At 37.7% G+C, this 22,175-nt stretch carries 23 protein-coding genes; 16 read left to right on the top strand and 7 right to left on the bottom strand.

Annotation, left to right across the window (positions count from 1 at the left end; all coding sequences use genetic code 11):
* Positions 1–14 precede the first annotated feature (14 nt).
* Positions 15–161, bottom strand: coding sequence for a hypothetical protein (locus ABES02_RS04885; protein WP_430131522.1), 147 nt, complete (start codon positions 159–161; stop codon positions 15–17).
* Positions 162–345: 184 nt separating this feature from the next.
* Entirely contained in the window at positions 346–1,191 is an 846-nt protein-coding gene (locus tag ABES02_RS04890; RefSeq protein ID WP_430131524.1) for an EcsC family protein, read from the bottom strand.
* A gap of 200 nt (positions 1,192–1,391) precedes the next feature.
* Here ABES02_RS04890 and ABES02_RS04895 point away from each other — a divergent pair, with 200 nt between their 5' ends.
* The 3 genes from ABES02_RS04895 (at position 1,392) to ABES02_RS04905 (ending at position 3,199) form a co-directional block, all read left to right on the top strand.
* Entirely contained in the window at positions 1,392–1,562 is a 171-nt protein-coding gene (locus ABES02_RS04895; RefSeq protein WP_430131527.1) for a hypothetical protein, read from the top strand.
* A gap of 118 nt (positions 1,563–1,680) precedes the next feature.
* Positions 1,681–2,061: a GntR family transcriptional regulator gene (locus ABES02_RS04900; RefSeq protein ID WP_430131531.1), complete on the top strand. Its 381-nt coding sequence runs from the start codon at positions 1,681–1,683 to the stop codon at positions 2,059–2,061.
* 43 nt (positions 2,062–2,104) lie between these two features.
* Positions 2,105–3,199, top strand: coding sequence for a DUF1648 domain-containing protein (locus ABES02_RS04905; protein ID WP_430131534.1), 1,095 nt, complete (start codon positions 2,105–2,107; stop codon positions 3,197–3,199).
* A 50-nt stretch (positions 3,200–3,249) separates the two neighbouring features.
* Here ABES02_RS04905 and ABES02_RS04910 read toward each other — a convergent pair whose 3' ends face one another.
* Together ABES02_RS04910 and ABES02_RS04915 are read right to left on the bottom strand one after the other, a co-directional pair.
* On the bottom strand, positions 3,250–3,732 hold the full coding sequence (locus ABES02_RS04910; RefSeq protein ID WP_430131536.1) for a DUF2231 domain-containing protein: 483 nt from the start codon (positions 3,730–3,732) through the stop codon (positions 3,250–3,252).
* A 298-nt stretch (positions 3,733–4,030) separates the two neighbouring features.
* Positions 4,031–4,627, bottom strand: coding sequence for a hypothetical protein (locus ABES02_RS04915; protein WP_430131539.1), 597 nt, complete (start codon positions 4,625–4,627; stop codon positions 4,031–4,033).
* Between the two features lie 311 nt (positions 4,628–4,938).
* On the opposite strand from ABES02_RS04915, the gene ABES02_RS04920 reads away from it, so the two are divergent.
* Complete coding sequence (locus ABES02_RS04920; protein ID WP_430131542.1) at positions 4,939–5,388, top strand: YfmQ family protein; 450 nt, start codon at positions 4,939–4,941, stop codon at positions 5,386–5,388.
* Between the two features lie 216 nt (positions 5,389–5,604).
* Positions 5,605–6,270, top strand: a complete 666-nt coding sequence (locus ABES02_RS04925; RefSeq protein WP_430131545.1) for an AraC family transcriptional regulator — start codon at positions 5,605–5,607, stop codon at positions 6,268–6,270.
* Positions 6,271–6,326: 56 nt separating this feature from the next.
* On the opposite strand, the gene ABES02_RS04930 is transcribed toward ABES02_RS04925, so the two are convergent.
* Positions 6,327–7,154: a GNAT family N-acetyltransferase gene (locus tag ABES02_RS04930; RefSeq protein ID WP_430131547.1), complete on the bottom strand. Its 828-nt coding sequence runs from the start codon at positions 7,152–7,154 to the stop codon at positions 6,327–6,329.
* Positions 7,155–7,479: 325 nt separating this feature from the next.
* Between ABES02_RS04930 and ABES02_RS04935 the strand changes: the two genes are divergently transcribed.
* From ABES02_RS04935 to ABES02_RS04980, 10 genes are all read left to right on the top strand, one after another.
* The gene (locus ABES02_RS04935) at positions 7,480–8,904 is read left to right on the top strand and encodes a sigma-54 interaction domain-containing protein (RefSeq protein WP_430131550.1); all 1,425 of its coding nucleotides are present in this window, start codon (positions 7,480–7,482) and stop codon (positions 8,902–8,904) included.
* A 240-nt stretch (positions 8,905–9,144) separates the two neighbouring features.
* Positions 9,145–9,909, top strand: a complete 765-nt coding sequence (locus tag ABES02_RS04940) for an SDR family NAD(P)-dependent oxidoreductase (protein WP_430131553.1) — start codon at positions 9,145–9,147, stop codon at positions 9,907–9,909.
* A 25-nt stretch (positions 9,910–9,934) separates the two neighbouring features.
* Positions 9,935–11,524, top strand: a complete 1,590-nt coding sequence (locus tag ABES02_RS04945; RefSeq protein ID WP_430131556.1) for a class I adenylate-forming enzyme family protein — start codon at positions 9,935–9,937, stop codon at positions 11,522–11,524.
* 31 nt (positions 11,525–11,555) lie between these two features.
* Complete coding sequence (locus tag ABES02_RS04950) at positions 11,556–12,881, top strand: MFS transporter (RefSeq protein ID WP_430131559.1); 1,326 nt, start codon at positions 11,556–11,558, stop codon at positions 12,879–12,881.
* 48 nt (positions 12,882–12,929) lie between these two features.
* Positions 12,930–13,481, top strand: coding sequence for a polyhydroxyalkanoate biosynthesis repressor PhaR (locus tag ABES02_RS04955; protein WP_430131562.1), 552 nt, complete (start codon positions 12,930–12,932; stop codon positions 13,479–13,481).
* A 20-nt stretch (positions 13,482–13,501) separates the two neighbouring features.
* Positions 13,502–14,539: an alpha/beta fold hydrolase gene (locus tag ABES02_RS04960; RefSeq protein WP_430131565.1), complete on the top strand. Its 1,038-nt coding sequence runs from the start codon at positions 13,502–13,504 to the stop codon at positions 14,537–14,539.
* Positions 14,540–14,608: 69 nt separating this feature from the next.
* Positions 14,609–15,793 carry a M20 family metallopeptidase gene (locus ABES02_RS04965; protein ID WP_430131568.1) on the top strand — a complete coding sequence of 395 codons (1,185 nt, stop codon included), beginning with the start codon at positions 14,609–14,611 and terminating at the stop codon, positions 15,791–15,793.
* 382 nt (positions 15,794–16,175) lie between these two features.
* Positions 16,176–17,606: an amidase gene (locus ABES02_RS04970; RefSeq protein WP_430131570.1), complete on the top strand. Its 1,431-nt coding sequence runs from the start codon at positions 16,176–16,178 to the stop codon at positions 17,604–17,606.
* Between the two features lie 10 nt (positions 17,607–17,616).
* Entirely contained in the window at positions 17,617–19,341 is a 1,725-nt protein-coding gene (locus tag ABES02_RS04975; protein ID WP_430131573.1) for a CocE/NonD family hydrolase, read from the top strand.
* A gap of 95 nt (positions 19,342–19,436) precedes the next feature.
* The gene (locus ABES02_RS04980; RefSeq protein ID WP_430131576.1) at positions 19,437–19,841 is read left to right on the top strand and encodes a hypothetical protein; all 405 of its coding nucleotides are present in this window, start codon (positions 19,437–19,439) and stop codon (positions 19,839–19,841) included.
* A 65-nt stretch (positions 19,842–19,906) separates the two neighbouring features.
* On the opposite strand, the gene ABES02_RS04985 is transcribed toward ABES02_RS04980, so the two are convergent.
* Both ABES02_RS04985 and ABES02_RS04990 read right to left on the bottom strand, forming a co-directional pair.
* Positions 19,907–20,545, bottom strand: a complete 639-nt coding sequence (locus tag ABES02_RS04985; protein ID WP_430131579.1) for a cell wall hydrolase — start codon at positions 20,543–20,545, stop codon at positions 19,907–19,909.
* A gap of 281 nt (positions 20,546–20,826) precedes the next feature.
* Positions 20,827–21,033 (bottom strand): hypothetical protein, encoded by a 207-nt coding sequence (locus tag ABES02_RS04990; RefSeq protein WP_430131582.1) that lies wholly within the window; start codon positions 21,031–21,033, stop codon positions 20,827–20,829.
* Between the two features lie 187 nt (positions 21,034–21,220).
* Between ABES02_RS04990 and ABES02_RS04995 the strand changes: the two genes are divergently transcribed.
* Positions 21,221–22,171, top strand: coding sequence for a ribose-phosphate diphosphokinase (locus ABES02_RS04995; RefSeq protein ID WP_430131584.1), 951 nt, complete (start codon positions 21,221–21,223; stop codon positions 22,169–22,171).
* The last annotated feature ends 4 nt before the right edge of the window (positions 22,172–22,175 follow it).

Here is a 22,175-nt window from a genome sequence, read left to right on the forward strand (position 1 = left end):
AGTTTTTTTATTTATTAGATCAGATTTTTCAATTCAGATGAATGAACCAATTCAATATTATATAGGCTTCCTATTTCCTTGATTTCCCAATACCCTGAAGTGTATTTATAAAGGATTTCATATTTCTTGTCTTTATAAATAACATGAGTGTTGTTTTCCATATAATCTCCACCCTTCGATCATACTTAAAATAATTGTAAATTCCTTTTCCGTAGAATATATGACAATTACTTAAAGATTATGTAAATTATTTTGCCTATTTATCGAATATTGGATGATTATGACGTTAGAAAATGTACCCATGAAAAACTGCCTGTTTGTTGTCCATTTGGTAGTGATTTCGTTTCAGATTTCTAATTCACTCCTATTTTCTAATTGATGAATCTTCTCTAAAATTCTTCGCTTTCGGAATAACATTTTACCTGCCTCGGCGACATCTCCGATTGAGGATCGATTTATAAACGCTCCAAAAATGATTCCAGCAATCGGAATCATTTGAAATAGCTTTTTCCATCCGAAATTATCTCGATAAGTAGTGACAACTTCACGCCATCCTTGCAATTGTGAAATCATTTGATTGTTTTGATTGTTTTGATTGTCTTGATTCAATGTAGAAAGCTGTTCTAATATGGCTTTTTTTCCGACAATATCAGACGATGTAAATTGTAGACATTTTACAATGAAAATCCTTTCCGACTTTTCCTTCGGATCATACCCGTAACACAAAGCAATCTCTTGTAACACTTTCAGTGATAATCCAAGTAGAACAGGAATATCAATCGCGAGAGTAAAAAGCCCGCCAATTCCTGTTGTAGCACCTTGAATGGTTGCAAATTTGGTTCTAGATTTTATTATCTCATCTGCAACCTCATCCATTTTTCTAATCGGCACCTGGTCAAGTTGATTAATCGGGAGCAGTTCTTGGGTTAAATCGGATTCATTGCTGTTAAACTTTTTTAGAATATTTTTTTCGTTGATTAAATATTTTCCGCCTGTCTGTATGTAACTTCCTAATTCATCAATCGCAATTCCAATTTTATCCTGAATAAACTTTGGGGTGACCTTATCAAGCAACTTGAATGGTAAGCGGCCAATTTTTTCCCAAAACCATAAATCTTTTTGATCATTTTCCCAAACTTCAATCTTTTTTAATTCATTCAACAAAAAATCTGTTGATTCAGTCTCAATCAATTTATATCAACTCCGTTATCGTTATTTGAAAATAGGATTTACTATATATACGGAAAAAAATGCAACTAGTTTCAAACTTAATATGTGCATTTTCGAAAGCTCCCGATCGCTTATCATATACTTTGAATCTTTTTCTTGTTTGTCAGTGTTTTTAATACATGTAAGCGCATACATTGTAGAGAACACTGGAGGTGATGCAGTTGATTCACATTTATGGCAAAGATTATATTAAATACTTAAATGATGAGAGTTCAGGTCGGATCACCTATGACCAATGGAAAAGTAAAAATGGAAAAAAGGATTCTGATAAGTGCATACAATGCGGACACGATAAAATCCGCTATCAGCCTTGTCCTAAATGCAAATATTAAGCGCCTAAGGGCGTTTTTTTTTGAAATCGGCAAATCTTATTAAAAGTTCACCTATCTGTTATAGATAGTATATAACAATTTTGTTATAATAAATATAGAACAGAAGGGAGGAGAAAAAGTGATTATTCGAATTGAACCTGAGTCTGATATACCGATTTATACACAATTGACGAATCAAATAATCGAAGGCATCGCTAACGGCGAAATCTGTCCAGGAGATTCCCTTCCTTCCGTCAGGGCGTTTGCGGCCGATTTAGGGATGAACATGCATACTGTAAATAAGAGTTATCATGAATTAGAAAAAAGGGGGATAATTGAGATTGTGCCAAAATCAGGGGCTGTGATTTCTCCTATAAAAGATCTAAATCCGTCATCCTATCAGAGAATAGCAGCAGAATTTAGACCGATGGTTGCAGAAGCGCTAGTCCTTGGAATGAACACTGAACGAATTCAGGAGCTAATTTCTTCAATTATTCTTAATATCAAAGGACAAAATTAACGCTACTAATAATCACTAAAATATCTAAAGGAGGGGAAACTCTATGACCATAGCAATTTTTCTCATCATCTCGGTATTTTTAACAGCCATCCAAACAGCTATTCCGTTTTTAGTGAAACGGACCGTTGTGTTCGGAGTAACGATTCCGGAACCATTTATTAAGAACGAAAAACTCATAGCTTTCAAAAAAAGGTATGCTTTTACGGTTTCCTTGACGTCCATCACAGCCCTGGCTATCTACATCATATGGGCATTCATAAGTAACCCTGCGGAAGAAATCATTGTATTAACTGGAACCTTGATTCAATTTGGCATAATTTTGGTTAGCATGTCTTTATATTTTTATTTGCATGGAAAAACGGTTCAATTAAAGAAAATCCGGAAGTTTACGGAGAACTTAAAGCAAGTACAAATGACGGATTTATCTGTGCGTTCTCAGGATGAAATGCTGCCATGGTATGTATATATATTGCCGATTAGCATCACAATCGGTTTAATCAGTTATACCACTCATCAATATGAAATCCTGCCAGAACATATCCCGACCCATTGGGGCATCAATGGAAAAGGCGATCGTTTTACAGATAAAACGACATTTTCGGCTATTTCATTGCCATTAACTTTATTGGTCATGCAGGTTATGTTCCTCGGAATCAATATCGCAACAAAAAAATCAGGAATCAAATTAAGTGCAACTAATATGCAAGCTTCCCGCCAGCGTCAGTTAACCTTAAGGAAGTATTCAAGCTGGTTTATGTTCCTTACCATTCTCTTATTAACATTGTTGTTTACATGTTTTCAATTATCGACGATTCATCCGAATTTAATCTCTAATAATGCGATGTTAGGGATTCCCTTGCTATTCCTAATCGTAATGTTGGTTGGAAACATGGCATTTGTTGTGAAAGTGGGACGGTCTGATAAAATGACAAACGAACAGGATGAGGGGACAATCACGGATTTCGATGAGGATTCGTATTGGAAGGGTGGACTATTCTATTTTAATAGAAATGATCCATCAATCTTTGTAGAAAAGCGGTTTGGTATTGGCTGGACGATTAATTTTGGCAATCCAATGGGATATCTAATTGTAATTGTTCCACTTATAATCGTCTTTCTAATTTCATTTTTATCATAAAAGCAATGCTCTAAAGGGGCCGGCCTCAGTGGTTGGCCCCCTTTATTCAATTAATTGTTGTGATCGAAGGAACCAGTTTTTGGTGGATTAACATACTGTCCATTCATTTTGACTCCTACACCTTGATCATAGACCATTTTCCCGCCAAAATATCCAACTGCCAGGATGCTGGCAGAACAGGCTAAGGTAAGTAAACAGTAGGCCACAAGTGAAAGTTTGAGAAAATCTTTCTTATTAAAAATAAAGAAGGCGCGGAAAGCCACTACCACAAAAGCTAATATTGTGGAAATATCCGCCAGTCGTTCATGGTATTCAAATACATTCGTATTTCCTCTTGCATCATGCTCCGGTCCTGTGCCTACGGCAATCCAGGCACTAATAAACGCAACAACCCATAGCCTTAAGCCTTGCTTTGGTGAAACCTTTCGCTTTGTAACCATCCAAAATAAATCAAAACACATAGCAATAATAATTAATGCAATTGGAAAATGCACCATGATGGGGTGAACATGAGATAATACTTCTTGAAACATACTCTTTCCACCTCTTTTTCAGAGATTATCGATGTTATTTAAACTGCCTTACCAACTATAGTCTATCATAAGATTATTAAAATTATCTGAAAAAAGAATGAATAAACGCTGCTGTTATTATTAATTTGGTGAAAGAATACAAGCAATAGAAACATTCCCCAAGACGACTAACCAACAGCAGAAAAAGAGGAATCTATGCAGTTTTCATACGTAAGAAGGGGACTGTTGCGACAATCCCCTTTTATATCTCATCATAGTAATAATCCTGTATTGTTCGTCTTTTTTATAAAACAGTTTCTTAAAATGGTCTTTGAGGTAAATTTAAGCTTGGAGGAATGGGCGGGTTAGGGCGGAGTGAAAAAAATTGATTAAATAGGATCGTGTTGCCTTCTTGCGGAAATCCATCAGCATTCAACCCAAAACTACTGACTAAGAAATTGATAGAGTTAAAAAGAGTGAGACGAATCTCATAGATAGTAGGTTGTAAGGGGATAGTGTGAATTGGAGGTATGGCTAATACAGATAACCGATACTGCGAAGGTACAGTTAGTATGATTGGCTCATTAATAGGCGGATAGGTAATAAGTATATCTTTGAGTTGTAAAGAATTTTGAAAAATATTGTTCAAACTAGGGTCGTTATTCATTGCTGAAGGGTTATTCCCGTCATTTTCATTTCTTTTAATATCTTCAGGGTTAATTTGCTTCCCATTTTGAAAAACAAACTTGCCAATTTCCTCAGCGGGGAGGTTTGTCCAATTTTTTATTTCAATTATAACTTTTTTCATATCCTTCAGGTCAATATTCAAAATTTCTAGTAAAATTGCTTTCGTATTTGGATTTGTTATAATAGGTCCGCTGCTAAGTACTTTTAATGGTCTTTGTGGAATATCCAAATAAAATCCTCTCCTTTCAAATTTATTACTTTATATTATTTGGTTTGGATAATAATGAAACGGCATTTACCACGGGAACAGTTCTCCAGGTCACATTTGTCTGTCTTTTGGTAATCAATAATAGATCTTTTGAATGGATAATCTAACTAGCCAGAGGAACCGTCCCCTTGACTTCAGAGTGGATGGTCGTTTATTTAATCAATTGGAGGGTTAAAAGTGGATTCGGCTTCGCTATTATTTAATTATAAGGCTTTGCCGGTTAACTGGCATAATAGATTTTTAATGATAAATAGTAATGGAGATGATGGAATATGACATGGACTGTGCTTTCGATTATCCTTATAAGTGCAGTAAAAATATTAGTGACCTGTCTTCCTACCGGTCCTGTGGAATGGCTTATCCGCAAATTTGAGATTCATTCAAAACTAAGTGATGAAAATGTCAGCGTATCTTTTGGCGGGAATCACTTGGAAGGAAAAGAGAAACTTCAAGTTATTCATGATTTTAACGAAGCTATCTTTTTAAAGCAGCATTATATTTTTCCTGGAACGGAGGAATTATATTTACATCCAGAGAACAATGAAAATCCCTTAGTCATTGATACTAAAAGTGGCAAAAAGGATGTTAGAATATATGTGCACTGTTACAACGACCATGTTGATGTAGTCAAACAATATAAGAAAAAAGTCGTCGCATATAGTCTGTCCTCGGATCGCCTCCAAAAATGCCCTAAGTTAGTTAAAATGGAATTATTGGGCTAGAAGGTCTGATTTACTAGACCAATTATTTGAAATATCAAATTAAAAGCATCTCTTTTTCTAAAATTGGTTTAATTATGGAGACCTGATTTCATATATGGAATTAGGTCTTTTTTACTTTGGATTTAAAAACAAGCAGCACCTAATTAATACTCTTTTTAACTTCATTCTGATTGTAGGATATAATTAATCTAGTAAAAAAAGTTGGGGGTGTCAAAGATGATTGGAAAAAGTACATTACATATTCTTAATGGGCAAGCTATGTATAATTTTTTTAAAAAGACAAATTTTCTTGAACAAGAATTAATGGTTCCATTTAACGAGGCTATGTGTTATGGAAACACATGTGATGATGTATTTTCAGATGAATTCATCGAAATACGAGCGAAGGTCCATCACGTAACGCCAGCACAATATAATGAAATCACACTAAAACCATTGCAGCCTCTCTTTAGTGAAAAATTCACACATATAGCATTATGGTTTGATGCCGATATGTTTTGTCAAATTAATATTCTAACCATACTGGCATGGTTAGACCAAGCAGAGCATTTAGATGCTATTGACCTTAATATTGTGGGTGATCAGTTTGAACCTGTTAGCCATTTTACCCTAAAAGCGAAGGGATATTACGCTATTTTCAAGCAAGTGTTGATTGATAAAACGATGCCTGAAAATATCTATCCTGAACCTTTAAAAAAGGGGATTGAACAATATTTGAATTACCTTAAAAAAGATAGTGATCTTTTGAAATATATTCAAAAACATCAAGATGTTGCTGAGGAAGAACTTATGGTAGCACTACTCAAAAAATTTAAAGATTATGGATTAGGAGATACACAGTATTATGAAATTATAAGATCTCATCGCCAAAAGAGCCTATAAAGTCTATTAAAAAGTACTGGTCCATAGTAGTTGCTACGGACCAGCACTTCACGAAACTAATCTATATATTGATAATAATCTTGTGAATGGTAACTTCTAAACCCGCATGATTCATAGAGCCTCAATGCATGGGCATTTCTGGCTTCAACTTCCAGAAAAACGGAAAGTCCTTTTTGTTGTTCTGTTTTCACCACTTTTGTTAATGCTTTTCTCCCAATTCCTTTTCCCTGGAGTTCAGGAAATACAGCAAATCCATAAATCCAGGCTTCGCCATCCGCTTCGGAAACGCGCATTTTTCCGGCGGTTTTTCCCTCTGCTTCAATAATCAGATTTTGGTCAATGTGGTTTTCCCTGATTCTTTGATTAAACTCTTCCGCTTCCTTTTCACTAAATCCAAAGCATGAAACTTCCAGCTGTATTTCTGCATTCCAATCTTCAATTGAAACAGATGGCCTTAAGGTTACTTTCGGATCCTCGGTCAATTCGGTTTGCTGCCATTTCATTTGGTATTCTGATACCGAATATGTACACGGTATCGTTTTTAAAAACTCTTTTGCAGTGTGGGATCCAGTTGGAGCATTTAACAAAATAGTCTTGATTTCTCGTTTTTTTGCCTCCGCTAAACCCAGTTCTAGTAACCCAGTGAATATTCCTTTTCTTCGGAAGTCTGGGTGCACCATTCCACATAGCTCAACTTTATTTCCAAAACCATAACTTCCGAGGAAACCGACAAGTTTGCTGTCTTCATAATAGAAGAAGTCTTCCTGAAAATCCTCTGTTCGGTTTTCCAGCATATCGAAATTCAGCTTCAGCTGAAATCTTCCCTCTTTTTCACAAACCTCCTGAAGCGCTTTTATTTCATTGATTTGTTTCTCTTTCACCATTCTTTTCACCCCTGTTCATCATCCAACTATTCCTATTCTTTTCCTATCTTGTTTATTCCTGCTTTTTAAGTTGCTTCTCTTCTGTTTTTTGAAATAGCAATCCTACGATTAAACAGCAACGTCTCATTCTTCACCCTGGATATAGTCATTTTTCCCTAATTTTTTCAAAAAGTTAAGGGAAGAAAAGGAAGTTTAGAATTTTACGAGAATTATATAAATAGGTGATTATAAATCGAATCAGCTTAAAAATTTGATTCGAAATATCATCAACCGATTTTTTGAGATATTAATTCAAAAAAACCATCAGGGGGAGCTTAAGAGGATAATGGAGTACACAAATGCTGACTTATTTGAAAGCTTGATGCTGGGACGTGTGGACAAGTCCGATATTGAAAACATTTTAGTTTCTATTTTTCAATCCAGTTATGATGGAATTTATGTGGCCGACAAACATGGTGTTGGAATTATGGTTAATGTTGCCTATTCAAGAATTACGGGCGTAAAGAGCGAGGAATTACTCGGTAAGAACATGACAACTGTAGTAAAAGAAGGGATTGTTTCTGAATCTGTAACTGTAAAAGTTTTAGAAAAGAAAACACCTCAAACGATTATTCAAGCGGTTAGAGGAAAGGAATTATTAGTTACAGGAAATCCTGTTTTTGATTTAAATGGAGAAATTGTTTGTGTTGTAACTAATGTAAGGGATATTTCAGACTTAAATCACTTAAAGAATGAACTTTATCAATCAAAAAAAATGACCGAGATTTATATGAATGAGATAGAAGAGTTTAGAAAAAGAGAATTAATCCAGATGCATCTCGATGGAATTGTTGCGCAAAGTCAAGAAATCATGAAGGTTTTCCATCTTGCCAGAAAGGTGGCGAAGGTGGACTCAGGTGTCCTCATTTTAGGAGAGTCTGGTGTCGGGAAAGAAGTGATTGTCAATTATATGCACCAGGAAAGCGACCGGGCAGCAAAACCGTTGATAAAAGTGAATTGTGCTGCGATACCAAATCATTTGCTCGAATCTGAATTGTTTGGCTATGAAAAAGGAGCCTTTACAGGAGCAAACAGTCAAGGAAAGCCCGGTTTGTTTGAGTTGGCAAACGGGGGTACCATTTTTTTGGACGAGATTGGAGACATGCCCATCGACCTCCAGGTGAAGCTATTAAGGGTTTTACAGGAATTTGAAATCATGCGCGTGGGCGGAACAAAAAGCATCAAAATTGACGTCAGGGTCATTTCAGCAACTAATATGAATTTGGAAGAAATGGTCGACAAAAAAGACTTTCGGAGGGACCTTTATTATCGGCTGAACATAGTTCCCATCAAGGTTCCTCCTTTAAGGGAAAGGAAAGTTGATATTGTTCCACTTGCCTTCTACTTTTTAAATAAAACGAATAAAAAGAACCATTTAAATAAACGTTTTCATTCGGAAATCCTACAATTCTTTGAAGAGTATCGCTGGCCTGGGAATATTAGGGAACTTGAAAATTTGATTGAAAGACTGGCTGTGACGACCGATCAAGATGAAATATCGATAAAAGACTTACCTCCATATCTGTTAAAAAGCAAGGAAAGTAAAAAATCAGACAGTGGCAGGTTAAAAGAAACCCTCGCAAATGTGGAACGAAAAATCATTAAGGAGCAAATGGAAGTCTCTAAGACAACAAGACGTGCTGCCCAGGCATTAGGGATTAGTCAATCGGCGCTGGTTAAAAAAATGCAAAAACTAGGATTATCGATGTGATGAAAAAAGGAATCAAATTATTAAGAGCCAGCATTCCATTGTTGGTTTTTTTTGTTCGAAAATTCAACGTAATTACAATGTTTAGTGTGAAAAATTAATCTATTTTTGTCAAAAATTATCGAAAAATTATTTATTTTCTATTTTTATAGAAAATTGGCACGATATTTGCATGTAGAATATATGGATTCACCAAAAGCTTTGTACATTTTAAAAAATAATCCTGGGATGGTGGAGAAGAAAATGAACATACCTACTTTTGATCTCAAAGGGAAAGTTGCCCTTGTGACTGGGGGAAGTAAAGGAATTGGCTTTGGAATGGCACAAGCGTTAGGGCATTACGGCGCAACACTTGTCATTTCCAGCCGAGGAGAAGCGGAAGGAGAGAAGGCTGTTTCACAACTAAAGGAAGAGAATATTGAAGCCACTTATATTCCGTGTGATGTGACGAAAAAGGACCAAGTAGAACAGTTAATTCGTCAAATTGTAGAGCGGTTTGGATCGCTTGATATTTTAGTAAACAATGCCGGAATGAATATTCGCAAACCGCTTGTCGAGGTAGAAGAAAGTGATTGGGATACTGTTTTTAATGTCAATCTCAAAGGACTTTTTCTAGTTGGGCAAGCTTGTGCGAAGCAGATGATTAAACAAAACTATGGAAAAATCATTAACATTTCATCGATTCTCGGAACAATCGGTATGCAGTTTCAAACTTCTTACGCAGCCAGTAAGGGAGGCATTAACCAATTAACAAAAGTTTGGGCGGAGGAATTAGCACCCCATAACATTACGGTTAACTCCATTGGACCAGGTTATATCATTACTCCAATGACAAAGGAATGGCTATCTGATCCAGAAAGATCGGAAAAAATCATTAGTTCTACCATGATTAAACGAATCGGCGAGACTTCAGACCTTGTAGGACCAGTCGTATTCTTGGCTTCTGATACTTCAAAATATGTAACTGGCCAGGTACTGCATGTTGATGGAGGCTACACAGCACGATAATGCTAATGATTTAGGAGGTTTAACCATGAATATCGTCAAAGAAATCCACTTTAATCGTGAAGTAAAGGTGTTCCAAAATCGTCCCAAAAATCTCATATCGATGCTCGAAGAGTCAGTGCAAAACTTTCCAGACCAAGAAGCTCTTGTCATGGATGGAATACGGCTAACCTATAAAGAGATGAAGGACCGTGTTGAAAAGATTGCGGGACATTTGCAAAAATCCATGGGTGTGAAAAAAGGAGACCGAATCGCTCTTTTATTAGGAAACAGCATCGAATTTAGTCTTCTAGTCTTTGCTTGTGCCAAATTAGGGGCCATTGTGGTGCCGCTAAATACAAGATTAAAAGAAAAAGAACTTACCTTTATGCTTGAACAATCGGGCAGCGAAATTTTGTTTGTTGATGATGAATTCATACATAAGGTTGAAGCCATGAGAGATGAGGATTCTATTCCTGGTGTTCAATATTTCTTTTTAGTAGGCAACCAAATCCCGAAACGAAAAGACTATCTGCCTTATGAAATTTTGGAACAGACCTCTACTGTCGAGGACGTTAATGTGTCAGAGGATGATCCTTTATTTATCATGTATACCTCGGGAACAACCGGTCTTCCCAAAGGAGCAGTGGGCAGTCATTTGGGGGCCATCCACAGTTCGATGAATTATGAAATGGTGTTACACACCAATCATAAAGCAAAAACGTTAATTGCTGTTCCGCTTTTCCATGTGACAGGCTTAATCGGCCAGCTTTTTCACATGGTAAGAGTGGGCGGGACATCCGTTATTATGAGGAGATATAAAACAGAAGAATTCATTCAGTTAACTGCTGAGGAAAAGGTATCCTTCTTATTTAACGTTCCAACTATTTACATTATGATGATGTCCCATCCGAATTTTTCATTATACAGTTATTTAAATGTAAACTGTATCGCTTACGGTGGTGCTCCAATGTCTTCGGAAACCATCTATAAGCTGAAAAAGTATTTTCCGAATGCTTATTTGCAAAATGCTTATGGAGCTACGGAAACTTCATCACCAGCAACCATCATGCCTAGACTTTATAACGAAGAAAAAACGAGTTCGGTCGGACTGCCTGTTCCAGTAGGGGAAATGATGGTTGTCAACGAGGAGGATGAACCGTGTTCACCTGGTGAAGTGGGTGAATTATTAATTAAGGGCCCGATGATCGTAGAAGGATATTGGAACAATGAAACAGCCAACCAAGCGTCCTTTTTAAATGGCTATTGGCGCTCAGGTGATATGGCCAAAATCGACAAGGAAAGTTTTGTGTATATTGTTGACCGCAAAAAAGATTTAATCAATCGCGGCGGTGAAAAAATATTCTCCATCGAGGTAGAGAATGTCCTTTATAATCATCCGAAGGTATTGGAAGCGGCTGTTGTAGGTGTTCCTGATGAACTTTTTGGAGAAGTAGTCAAAGCCGTGATTGTCCCGAAGGAAGGGGAAATCCTTGAAGAAAAAGAAATAAAAGATTTTGTGGCCGAGAGATTAGCAAATTATAAGGTTCCTAAACTAATCGAATTTGTTTCAGAGCTGCCTCGAAACCCGGGTGGAAAGGTCTTAAAGAACGTATTAAGGAACCTTCAGACCAAATAAAATAATTTTTTCAATCGAAAGGAAGAAGAACATGTCAGCGATTATGAAAAAAGCTTGGGGATATCGTTATTGGGTACTTGTCATACTTTGGTTAGTCTATATTATTAACTATTTTGACCGGATGGCCGTCTTAACGTTTTTACCATTCATTCAGAAGGATCTACATTTAACACCTGTTGAGGTAGGCCAACTTGCTTCTGTATTCTTCTTTGCCTATGCAGCAGCCCAAATCAGCGCAGGTTTCCTTGCCGATAAAATTGGTTCGAAACGAGTTATGTATATTGCGATAACCGTCTTTACTTTCGTTACGGCCTTAACTGGGGTGGTTAAAAACTTTGGTCAGTTTATCGCACTCCGAATCGGTTTAGGTCTAGGGGAAGGACATCATTTTGCTCCTGCCATTCGTGCAATCAATAACTGGTTTCCATTTAAAGAAAGAGGAAGAGCCGTTTCCTTTTTTGCCACATCATGGGCAGTAGCTCCTGCCATCGTTCCTGTCATTGTTACAAGTATTTCAGTTTCCTTTTTTGGAGGTGCTTGGAGACCGGTATTCTATGTACTCGCTATCCCTGGTGCAATTGGAATCTTTTTATTATGGCGATTTATATCTGATTCTCCAAAAGAAATGATCGCTAAAGGTAAATTGAGTAAAGATCAAGATATCGAGGAAGAAAACGTTGCTCCTAAAAAGCTGTCGAAGGAAGAGAAAAGAAAAGCCTATGGAGTTTTCCTAAAAGATGCTAATTTTTATGTTTTTACATTATGTTTATTTTGTCAGTTGGCTGTTTATTGGGGAACTTCCACTTGGTTAACTTCATTCTTGGTTACACAGCATGGGCTTAATATTAAGGAAATGGGCTTTTTCGCCTCTGCACCCTATATCGTTGCGTTCTTTGCCATGATGCTTGGCGGCTGGCTGATGGATAATGTGGTTCATCGGATGAAGCCGGTTGCGTTGATTGGGTATATCGGAAGTATTCCTGTTCTATGGATGCTTGGTTCAGTAGAAAAAGGAAATACCGGTCTTTTACTTACGCTCTTATTGCTGGTTGGATTCTTTGTAAACTTAAACTTTGGTTCTATCTATGCTTATTTACCAAAGCGTTATCCAAAGGAGATTGTCGGTAGTGCGACAGGATTAGCAAATGGAATTGGTCAATTAGGGTCCTTTATTTCTCCGCTAATCGCTGGTTATTTAGTTACAGTAGGAGCAAATGGATCACAGGATTTCAGCAGAGTATTCATCTTTTTTGCTATCGTTTCAGCAGTAGCGGCACTTTGTGCGGTAATTCTCAAAGAAAAGAAAGTAACGAAAGTTCCTGCCAACACAATCGGCAGTGAGAAATCCGTTAGTTAAACTCTCTTCAATAAAATTCAACTTAAAAAGCGGGCAGGAGGAATGACAATGGCAGACCAAAAACAATTTGACCCATATAAAGCATGGCAAACCTATATGCTTCAATGGGAAAAACAAACGAATGAGATGATTCAATCCTGGACAAACAATCGTGAAGCAGTAAAGATCGCTTCCATTAGTTCAGATATCCAGGCACGTTTTCTAGAGATGCTTCAAAAAAATCAACAGGAAGCAGCCAATTTGTTAAATCTACCGACAAAAAGAGATATAACCAATGCAGCAAAACTAACAATCCAAACAGAAGAGAAGCTAGATGCCCTTGAAGAGCTGATCTGGAATTTACAGGATTTCATCGAAGCTTCCAATAATGAAAACAGTAGTATAGCAAAAATCACTAGTGAGATGCTTAAGCAAATGAAACAGCTTAAAACGGAACAGAAAAAAGAATCAGAAACGGTTAGGGAAATCTATAGCGAACTTCAAGAGATAAAAAGGGATTTAGCTGTAATGAATGGTTTAAAAGAAGAGATTGTCAGTCTTAAATTACTGATTGCTGAAAACACTCAAAAACACGAACGGGAATTAGTTTTAACTAAGTAAATGCTAGGAGGAGAGTCAGGTTGACATCAACTATTTTTGATATTGAAAAAGAAGTAGAGCGCTGGCGGGAATTCGTTAATTCTGTTAATGGTCAAGAGCCTAGCACCAATCATACCCCAAGAAAATCGATTTGGAAAAAAAATAAAGCAACCTTGTGGCATTATGCCCCTGTAAAGAAAAAATATGATATTCCCGTCTTTATGATATATTCCTTGTTTAACCGGCCTACTATTCTTGATTTTGCCCCTGGGTCCAGTGTCATTGAAGGCCTAGTCAACAATGGCTATGATGTTTATTTATTAGACTGGGGCATTGCTGGTGACGAAGATAAGGGTATTAATATTGAAGACTATATTGCTCAATATATTAAAAAAGCGGTTCAACGTGCTCTAAGGCACTCAAGAGCGGAGGAAGTTTCCGTTATTGGATATTGCCTTGGCGGAACCTTCGCAGCCATGTATGCAGCGATTGCCGAAGAACCAATTCGGAATCTGATTGTTGCCACCGTTCCAATTGATTTAAGTGTTGCTGCACTGCCGGATCAATGGGAGGAAGGACTAAAGGAAGGTGAGTTCAATCTAGACCGTATTATCGATGTATTTGGGGTTATTCCACCTTCTTATGTAGAGGCGATGTTCAGGTCCGTAACCTCTCCCATCTACAATAGTCCCTATGTTACACTTTTAACCCGCGCTAATGACAAGCGTTTTGTAGAAAAGTGGCGCCGTATGAACACATGGACGAAAGGACATGTTCCCTTAACAGGCGGAGCTTTCCGGCAATTAACGATCGATCTTTTTAAAGAAAACAAACTGGTAAAAGGTGAGTTTACGATTCATGGCCAAAAGGTAGATTTAGCGAATATCAAGGCCAATCTGCTCGTTGTTAGCTCGAAAAAAGATAACCTCATCCCTGAAGGCCAGAGCAAGCCATTAATGGATTTAGTGTCAAGTAAAGATAAAACTTACTTAAGTGTCGATGCAGGACATGTTTCCTTAGCCATGACCGGAAAGTTAAATGGAATCCTTGAAAAATGGCTTGGCGACCATTCAAAGTAATGTTGGATTAATTTGGATACTGCCTGTTTAGACTGGCAGTATCTTTGATTAAAGGGAGGTAGTATTGTTATGTCTATTTTGCAAACAACTATTTTTGATGTTATTAACGAAAAGGAAGCTATTCATTTATTACAGTCTCTAGTTCAGGTAGATAGTGTGAATCCACAAGGTAATGAAAAACGGGTCGCTGAGGCTATACTAGCTTATTTAAAAGCTACCAATCTTCAAGTTGAATTAGATGATCTAGGAAACAACCGAGCGAATCTATTTGTTACCTACCCAAATGGGACCACGGATGAACAATATTTAGTTTACAGTGGTCATTTCGATACAGTGCCTCCTGGTATGATCGAGTGGGAGCATGACCCGTTTTCTGGCGAAGTAGTGGACAACAAAGTATATGGCCGAGGTACAACTGACATGAAGGGCGGAGTGGCCGCCATGGTCCTTGCTTTAAAGTATTTAGAGCAGGCAGGAGTGAAACTTAAAGGCAGGCTTCAATTTGTAGGAACAGCGGGAGAAGAAGTGGATGGCTTCGGTGCAAAAAAAGTAGTCGAAAAGGGGCAAATTGACAAGGCTACTGCATTAGTTGTATCCGAACCTAGTGAAAACCAAATTTTTCATGCACATAAAGGCTGTTTATGGCTAGAGATTGCTACCTACGGAAAAACCGCACACGGTGCCATGCCAGACTACGGTATCAATGCGATTTTAACGATGAATGAATTTATCAATACTCTGAACACCTATCAATTTGAATACACACCACATCCAGTACTTGGCCATCCGACGATGAATATCGGAACGATTGAAGGCGGAGTCAAAACGAATGTGGTTCCCGATCAATGCAAGATGACGCTTGATATCCGAACCGTTCCTGGACAAAATAATGACCATATTATAATGGATATTGAGAATATGATTAAAATAGTTGCAGCCAAATCAGAAGCAACGTATGAACTAACGGTTATTAATAGTATGGAATCGGTTGGCACCAGCGAATCAGATGATTTTGTTCAACTGGCGATTGCTACAGGGAAAAATCAACTAGACCTGGATTTAAAGCCTTTAGGTGTCAACTATTATACCGACGCATCGGTTTATTGCCCGCATTTGCAGATCCCTGCCATTATCTTTGGTCCAGGGAAACCAACACTCGCTCATCAGCCAAATGAGTATGTAGAAATCGATAAATTCATCGAATCTATTCGTTATTTTATGGCACTTGCAATTGATTATTTAGGGGAAAAGTAATATTTATCTACAAAAACCGGCTAATATATGCCGGTTTCTTTATTTTATTAAAGGCTCTCTTAAATTTGTCTGTTGATTTCCACTCCAGGTGCTCGCTTTCCGCGGGCGTGCCGGGGAGCCTCCTCGGCGCATTAGCGCCTGTGGGGTCTCCCCTGCCCCGTACTCCCGCAGGAGTCGAGCGCCTTCCGCTCCAATCAACAGAGTACAGAAATCAACAATATCGTTTAACAGAGCCTTATTAACAAGTTGCTTTATTGAAATATTCAGAATATAAGCCTAATTTAATTCACATAAATTTCCTTTAATGTATAATAAAATTTAGAATGTGGTTTGATTTAATAGTTTTTTATAAAAATCCATTTTTAATAAGAGGGTGAAAATCTTGTCAGTAACTGATTTCACAGCAACCGAATTAGGAACATTAATCAAACAAAAGAATCTATCACCAGTGGAGGTTGTAAGCGCTTTTTTGGAACGAATCGATAAACATAACTCAAAATGGAATGCTTTTGTAACAGTCAATGAGCAAGCAATTGAAGAGGCAAAAAAAGCGGAAGAATCCATCATGAAGGGAGAGGAGCTGGGTAAACTGCACGGTATCCCAATTGCGATTAAAGACTTAACCCCGACAAAAGGGATGTTAACCACATATGGCTCTCCGCTTTTTAAAGACTACGTTCCAGACTATGACCCTATTTTTTTACAAAGAGTGAAAGCCGCCGGGGCAATTGTCCTAGGGAAAACGAATACGCCTGAATTTGGCCATAAAGGCACAACAGACAATCCTCTGTTCGGAGTGACGAAAAATCCTTGGAATGACCAGTTAACTCCTGGTGGTTCAAGCGGTGGTTCCGCTGCAGCGGTTGCCGTTAAATTGGCTCCTTTTGCGGAAGGAAGCGACGGGGGCGGGTCCATTCGGATACCGGCTGCCTTTACGGGGATTTTTGGCTTAAAGCCAACATATGGTGTCGTCCCTAATGATGGGGATCGCAATAATTACTATGGGTCTGAACATCCGTACCTACATAACGGACCAATGGCAAGAACAGTTGAAGATGCGGCATTGTTATTCTCTGTCATGCAAGGATTTGATCCTATCCATCCTAGCTCGTTTCCAGTTTTAAAAGGAGATTTCACAGATCTTAATGTAGACATGAAAGGTTTAAAAATTGCTTATACCCGGAATTTTGGACTTTATGAAGTTTCTGAAGATGTGGCCAAAGTCATTGATAAGGCGGTTCAGAATTGTACAGAGCTTGGCGCTGATGTGGAAGAGGTGGAAATCGATTTCGGCATAAGTTTAAAAGACCTCGTCCGTACGTTTTCAGGAATGTGGTGTGTCAAATTTGCTGTTGGTTATGGCGATCTTTATGATGGTAACCCTGCAAGCTTTTCTGAAGGAATGGCAAAGATGATTGAAATAGGCAGAAAATTTAGCGCCATAGACTATAAAACTCTTGAACTAAAACGTACCATTGTTTGGAAAAAAATCCAAGCCATCTTGAACAATTACGATCTATTACTTTCCCCAACAAATGCTGTAACCGCCTTTGAACATCACCTCCAAGGACCATCCATGATTAATGGGAAAAGTGTAAATCCATCTACAGGTTGGATGATGACCCAAATCTATAACCTCACAGGGCATCCTGCGGCCTCATTGCCAGTGGGATTGACAAATTCGGGCCTTCCAGTCGGATTGCAAATAGCTGGAAATCGATTTGCCGATAAAATTGTGTTACAAGCTTGCAGAGCTTACGAGAAATCATTTCAAACCTTTATTGAACCAACCCCAACTTTAATAAAAAAATAAGGAGGATTTTATGAGTAAAATTATTCATGAAAAAAATGTCCCTGCTGTAATGAGAGATGGCACCATCTTGTATGCAGATGTGTTCCGCCCTGAAGGAGATGGAAAATATCCCGTCCTCCTACAACGAACGCCCTACAATAGAACATTTCTCCCTCTAACTACAATGGTCCTGGATCCTATTGCGGCAGCCCATCAAGGCTATGTCGTGATTATTCAGGATGTCCGTGGACGATTTGATTCAGAGGGGGAGCCCTTTTATATTTATAAAAATGAATATAACGATGGGTATGATTCAGTGGAATGGGCGGCCACCTTGCCATACTCAGATGGAAATGTAGGTATGTACGGTTTGTCATATAAAGGAATGACACAATTTCAGGCAGCCGTCATGCAGCCGCCGCATCTGAAAGCGATCTTTCCAATCACCTGGGGAACCGATGTGTTTATGTATCGAGGAGGCGCGCTGGAACTTGGACTGATAATTTCCTGGACTTTAGCCACGATTGGCCCTAATGCCGTCATCAAGGCAAAGCAAGGGAAAGAGGATTTTATCAAAGAATTTATGACACTTGTTCATTCCATCGACCATATTGATGAGGCTGGATTTAATCAATTGCCTATTCAAGACAGCGAGTGGCTCAAACTTGGAGACGGTTTTGCCTCCTTTTTTCACGATATTTTGGAACATGAAACAAAAGATGAATACCACATGGATATTAGTATCCAAGAAAAATCAGAAATGTTGAATGTTCCTGTATTCGGTATTGCAGGCTGGTATGATCTATTATTAGGTCAAGACCTCGAACACTTTGAAAAATTAAAACAGAAAAAGAATATAAAATTGATGATTGGACCATGGGCCCATGCAGGTTTTTCACCAACAGTTGGAGATTTGAATTTTGGCTTAAGTGCTTCCAGCCTGATGCTGGATTATAAAATAGATTTAACTAGCCTGCAGTTAAAATGGTTCGATCATTGGTTAAAAGGAATCGAAAACGGAATTGAGGAAGAGGCCCCTGTGAAAATTTTTGTGATGGGTGAAAATAAATGGCGGAATGAGCAAGAATGGCCTTTGAAACGAACGGTTTATACGCCATATTATTTCAATAGTAAAGGGAAGGCCAATACAAAAGATGGAGATGGCACCTTAACTAAAGAACTGCCACAAGAAGAATTTTTAGATAGTTTTGTTTATGATCCATTAAATCCTGTTCCGACGCTTGGCGGCAACCATTTAATGCCTATGAATTACCCTCGTGGACCGATTGACCAGCAATACTTAGAAGCTCGGGAAGATGTGTTAAATTATACGACCGATGTTTTAGAGGAAGACATAGAAGTAACTGGACCAGTGAAGGTAATCTTGTACGCATCAAGCTCTGCAGTTGATACAGACTTTACAGCAAAGCTCGTGGATGTTCATCCTAATGGGAAAGCCTTTAACATTGTGGATGGTATTATTCGCTCAAAATACCGGGATGAAAATCAATCGCCTTCACTCATTACACCAAATGAAGTTTACCGCTATGAAATCGACTTATTGGCAACCAGCAATGTATTTAAAAAAGGACACAGGTTAAGGGTAGAAATTTCGAGCAGCAATTTCCCTCGTTTTGACCGGAATACTAATACGGGTGAATCAGGCAAAAATAGCAAAGACTTAATAACGGCAACACAACGAATCTTTCATAGTGAAAGGTATCCTTCTCATATACTATTACCGGTCATTCCATAATAAGGGCGGTTAAAAAATTTATTGGGAACCACGGTGTTTAATCTGCATACACTCTTCATTGTAATGATTAGTTTTAATAATGAGGAGTTGGAGAAATGGACTTCGAGATGCAAAAAGCGAATTTGTTGGCTGAAAATATAAAGGATTTAATAAAATTTATCTATAAAAGCCATCAAAATCAAAACAGTTTTCGTTTTAATCCAGATAAATTGTATCAGATTAAACTCATTATGGAGGATTTTAAGTTTCAAATCGTAGCTGATGAACTAGTAAGAATTAATCAGTTTGATTGGAATAAAAAGTACACTCATTTCTTGGTCGATCAATTTCAAGAAGGGCTCACCATTATCGATGAATTCGTTAAAAATAATTACAATGACCTCTACCTCCTTACGGCTAGACTACACACCTTAAACAGTCTTAGTCGTTCATTTAATAGGCTCTCTGTACCGCCAGTTGAATGCGAAGTGATTGGAGCGAAAATCAACAGCCATATTTAACAGTTCAAAAAACATAAAAAGCGTGTAAACAAGCCATATATGGACTTTGTTTACACGCTTTTTCATTATTTTGCAAATACATGATGCCCAATAGTTTTCACAACTGTTCGAGATTCTATCCAATGATCCGTCGCAATCTCTGGATTATAAAAATATAGTGAATTACTTAAACGGTCTGTCCGCGTAAGTGCTTCTTCAACTGCTCGCTTGGATTCATCTGAAGCAGGCTTATTAATTTCACCATTCTGGACAGGGGTGAAGGCATAACAGTCGCTTACCTTTTGTTTAATAACACCAGTAATCGTGTTTGGAAATTGAGGTGAATCCACTCGGTTTAATACCACTGTTGCAACGGCAAGTTTTCCTTCATAAGGTTCCCCTTTTGCCTCTGCTTCAACTAATCGAGCCATTAAATCCTTCTCATCATTTGAAATGGTTACAGCCGGTTTCTCAACTTCTTTCTTTGGTGCTTCTGCTTCAATTACATTTGGTTGTAATCCTGATTTTTGCGTTTTATTAGAAATCCCCATTTTAGGTTCATTGTTTTGTTTTGAATCATCAATGGTTTTTATAGGTTTCCAAAGACTTTCTTCTTTTATTACTCGATTTTCGGTAATCGCTTCAACCGGACTATTTTGTGCGACTAAAAATGTAAATGTAGCTACACAAGCTACAACTAGTGATTTCATTTTAGTTTTTTTCATGTGTGCTACCTCCTGTAATTTCGTATGATATTACTCTAACATGGGCTAGTCCCGATTTTACAGAACAGGACGGTTACATTTATTTATAGTTTGATGAATTAAATTACAGGGAGAATAGGAATATGACATTAATCCTATGTTAATGTCATATTCAAGCCAATTTAACGAAATAGAGGAATATAATACAAAAACTATTGGGTGTTTAATATGAAAAATGCTGCAGTTAATAATAGCCTGCAGCATTTTTCAATAAAAAAAGCATCCCAAAAGGATGCAAAATATCACTTTTCAATTACTTCAACGGAAGAGATATGCGTGGGATTAATGACTATTTTTTCATCACCATCTAAATAGACAAGCGTATTGTTCAATATTCTTGCTCCATTTGGAGAATCTGTATAAAAAGAACGGGTGAAGTCATTTAGTGAGAAATTTTTCTCGTAAATTACATATTCTTTACCACTATCCATCACTACTTTAATTTTCAACTTTCCCCACTCCCAACTAAATGTTATTACTATTCAGAATTCTACAATAATAACGAAAAATCCTTTAGAAATAAACAATTTTCGTTTTTTTTTGCCGAAGTATTTGTCCCGGCCCCACTCATTCATGTAAAATAAGAAAATGGACAGGAGTACATATTATTACTAAACAAAACATGGGGGATAAATAGTGTCTTATCAACTAAAAAAGAATTTTAAAATGTTTACCTTAAACTCAAATCGAGAACTAGCTAACGAAATGGCACAGCTTATGGGCTGTGAATTGGGAAAATGTTCAGTTAAAAGATTTGCTGATGGTGAAATTCAAATAAGTATAGAGGAAAGTGTCCGAGGAAGTGATGTTTTTGTAGTTCAATCTACTTCTGAGCCCAATAATGAACATCTTATGGAGCTTCTGATCATGATTGATGCCTTGAAAAGAGCTTCAGCTGGAATGATTAACGTGGTTATTCCTTACTACAGTTACGCTCGCCAAGACAGAACAGCAAGACCTCGAGAGCCCATAACTGCGAAACTAATTGCCAGACTTTTAGAAGAATCAGGAGCCACGAGGGTCCTTACCATGGACTTTCATTCTCCTCAAGCTCAAGGGTTTTTTGACATTCCAGTGGATCATCTAACTGGTGTTCCTATCCTTTCAGATTATTTTGAGAAAAAAGGATTAGATGATTTAGTCATTGTTGCACCACATAATGGTGGTGTAGTTAGGGCGAGAAAGTTAGCCGGGCTGTTACATGTGCCAATTGCCTTAATTGATCGACGACGTCCAGAGCACGATGTATCCGAAATCATGCACATTATAGGTAATATTGAAGGTAAAAATGCCATTATTGTTGATGATTTAATTGATACAGCCAGAACCATTACTACCGGAGCCAATGCTTTAATAGAGAACGGAGCTAAAGCGGTATATGCATGCTGCACCCACCCTGTTCTTTCTGGGCAGGCGATTAGTAGAATTGAGTCATCTGCTCTTAAAGAATTAGTGGTGACGAATACCATCGCGTTGCCAGAAGAAAAATTGATTAGTAAAATTACCCCTCTTTCAGTTGCACCATTGCTTGTAGAGGCGATTGACCGAATTCATAATGAAAAAGCAGTTAGTCCTTTATTTGAATAAGTTA

Origin of the sequence: Neobacillus pocheonensis (genome assembly GCF_050477905.1) — a bacterium.
Lineage (GTDB): Bacteria > Bacillota > Bacilli > Bacillales > Cytobacillaceae > Neobacillus > Neobacillus pocheonensis_A.

What these genes read in the sequence shown, in the direction of transcription:
- ABES02_RS04885 (WP_430131522.1), bottom strand. Translation starts at nt 161, where the DNA reads ATGGAAAACAACACTCATGTTATTTATAAAGACAAGAAATATGAAATC.
- ABES02_RS04905 (WP_430131534.1), top strand. Translation starts at nt 2,105, where the DNA reads ATGACCATAGCAATTTTTCTCATCATCTCGGTATTTTTAACAGCCATC.
- ABES02_RS04910 (WP_430131536.1), bottom strand. Translation starts at nt 3,732, where the DNA reads ATGTTTCAAGAAGTATTATCTCATGTTCACCCCATCATGGTGCATTTT.
- ABES02_RS04920 (WP_430131542.1), top strand. Translation starts at nt 4,939, where the DNA reads ATGACATGGACTGTGCTTTCGATTATCCTTATAAGTGCAGTAAAAATA.
- ABES02_RS04925 (WP_430131545.1), top strand. Translation starts at nt 5,605, where the DNA reads ATGATTGGAAAAAGTACATTACATATTCTTAATGGGCAAGCTATGTAT.
- ABES02_RS04930 (WP_430131547.1), bottom strand. Translation starts at nt 7,154, where the DNA reads ATGGTGAAAGAGAAACAAATCAATGAAATAAAAGCGCTTCAGGAGGTT.
- ABES02_RS04935 (WP_430131550.1), top strand. Translation starts at nt 7,480, where the DNA reads ATGGAGTACACAAATGCTGACTTATTTGAAAGCTTGATGCTGGGACGT.
- ABES02_RS04940 (WP_430131553.1), top strand. Translation starts at nt 9,145, where the DNA reads ATGAACATACCTACTTTTGATCTCAAAGGGAAAGTTGCCCTTGTGACT.
- ABES02_RS04945 (WP_430131556.1), top strand. Translation starts at nt 9,935, where the DNA reads ATGAATATCGTCAAAGAAATCCACTTTAATCGTGAAGTAAAGGTGTTC.
- ABES02_RS04950 (WP_430131559.1), top strand. Translation starts at nt 11,556, where the DNA reads ATGTCAGCGATTATGAAAAAAGCTTGGGGATATCGTTATTGGGTACTT.
- ABES02_RS04955 (WP_430131562.1), top strand. Translation starts at nt 12,930, where the DNA reads ATGGCAGACCAAAAACAATTTGACCCATATAAAGCATGGCAAACCTAT.
- ABES02_RS04965 (WP_430131568.1), top strand. Translation starts at nt 14,609, where the DNA reads ATGTCTATTTTGCAAACAACTATTTTTGATGTTATTAACGAAAAGGAA.
- ABES02_RS04975 (WP_430131573.1), top strand. Translation starts at nt 17,617, where the DNA reads ATGAGTAAAATTATTCATGAAAAAAATGTCCCTGCTGTAATGAGAGAT.
- ABES02_RS04980 (WP_430131576.1), top strand. Translation starts at nt 19,437, where the DNA reads ATGGACTTCGAGATGCAAAAAGCGAATTTGTTGGCTGAAAATATAAAG.
- ABES02_RS04985 (WP_430131579.1), bottom strand. Translation starts at nt 20,545, where the DNA reads ATGAAAAAAACTAAAATGAAATCACTAGTTGTAGCTTGTGTAGCTACA.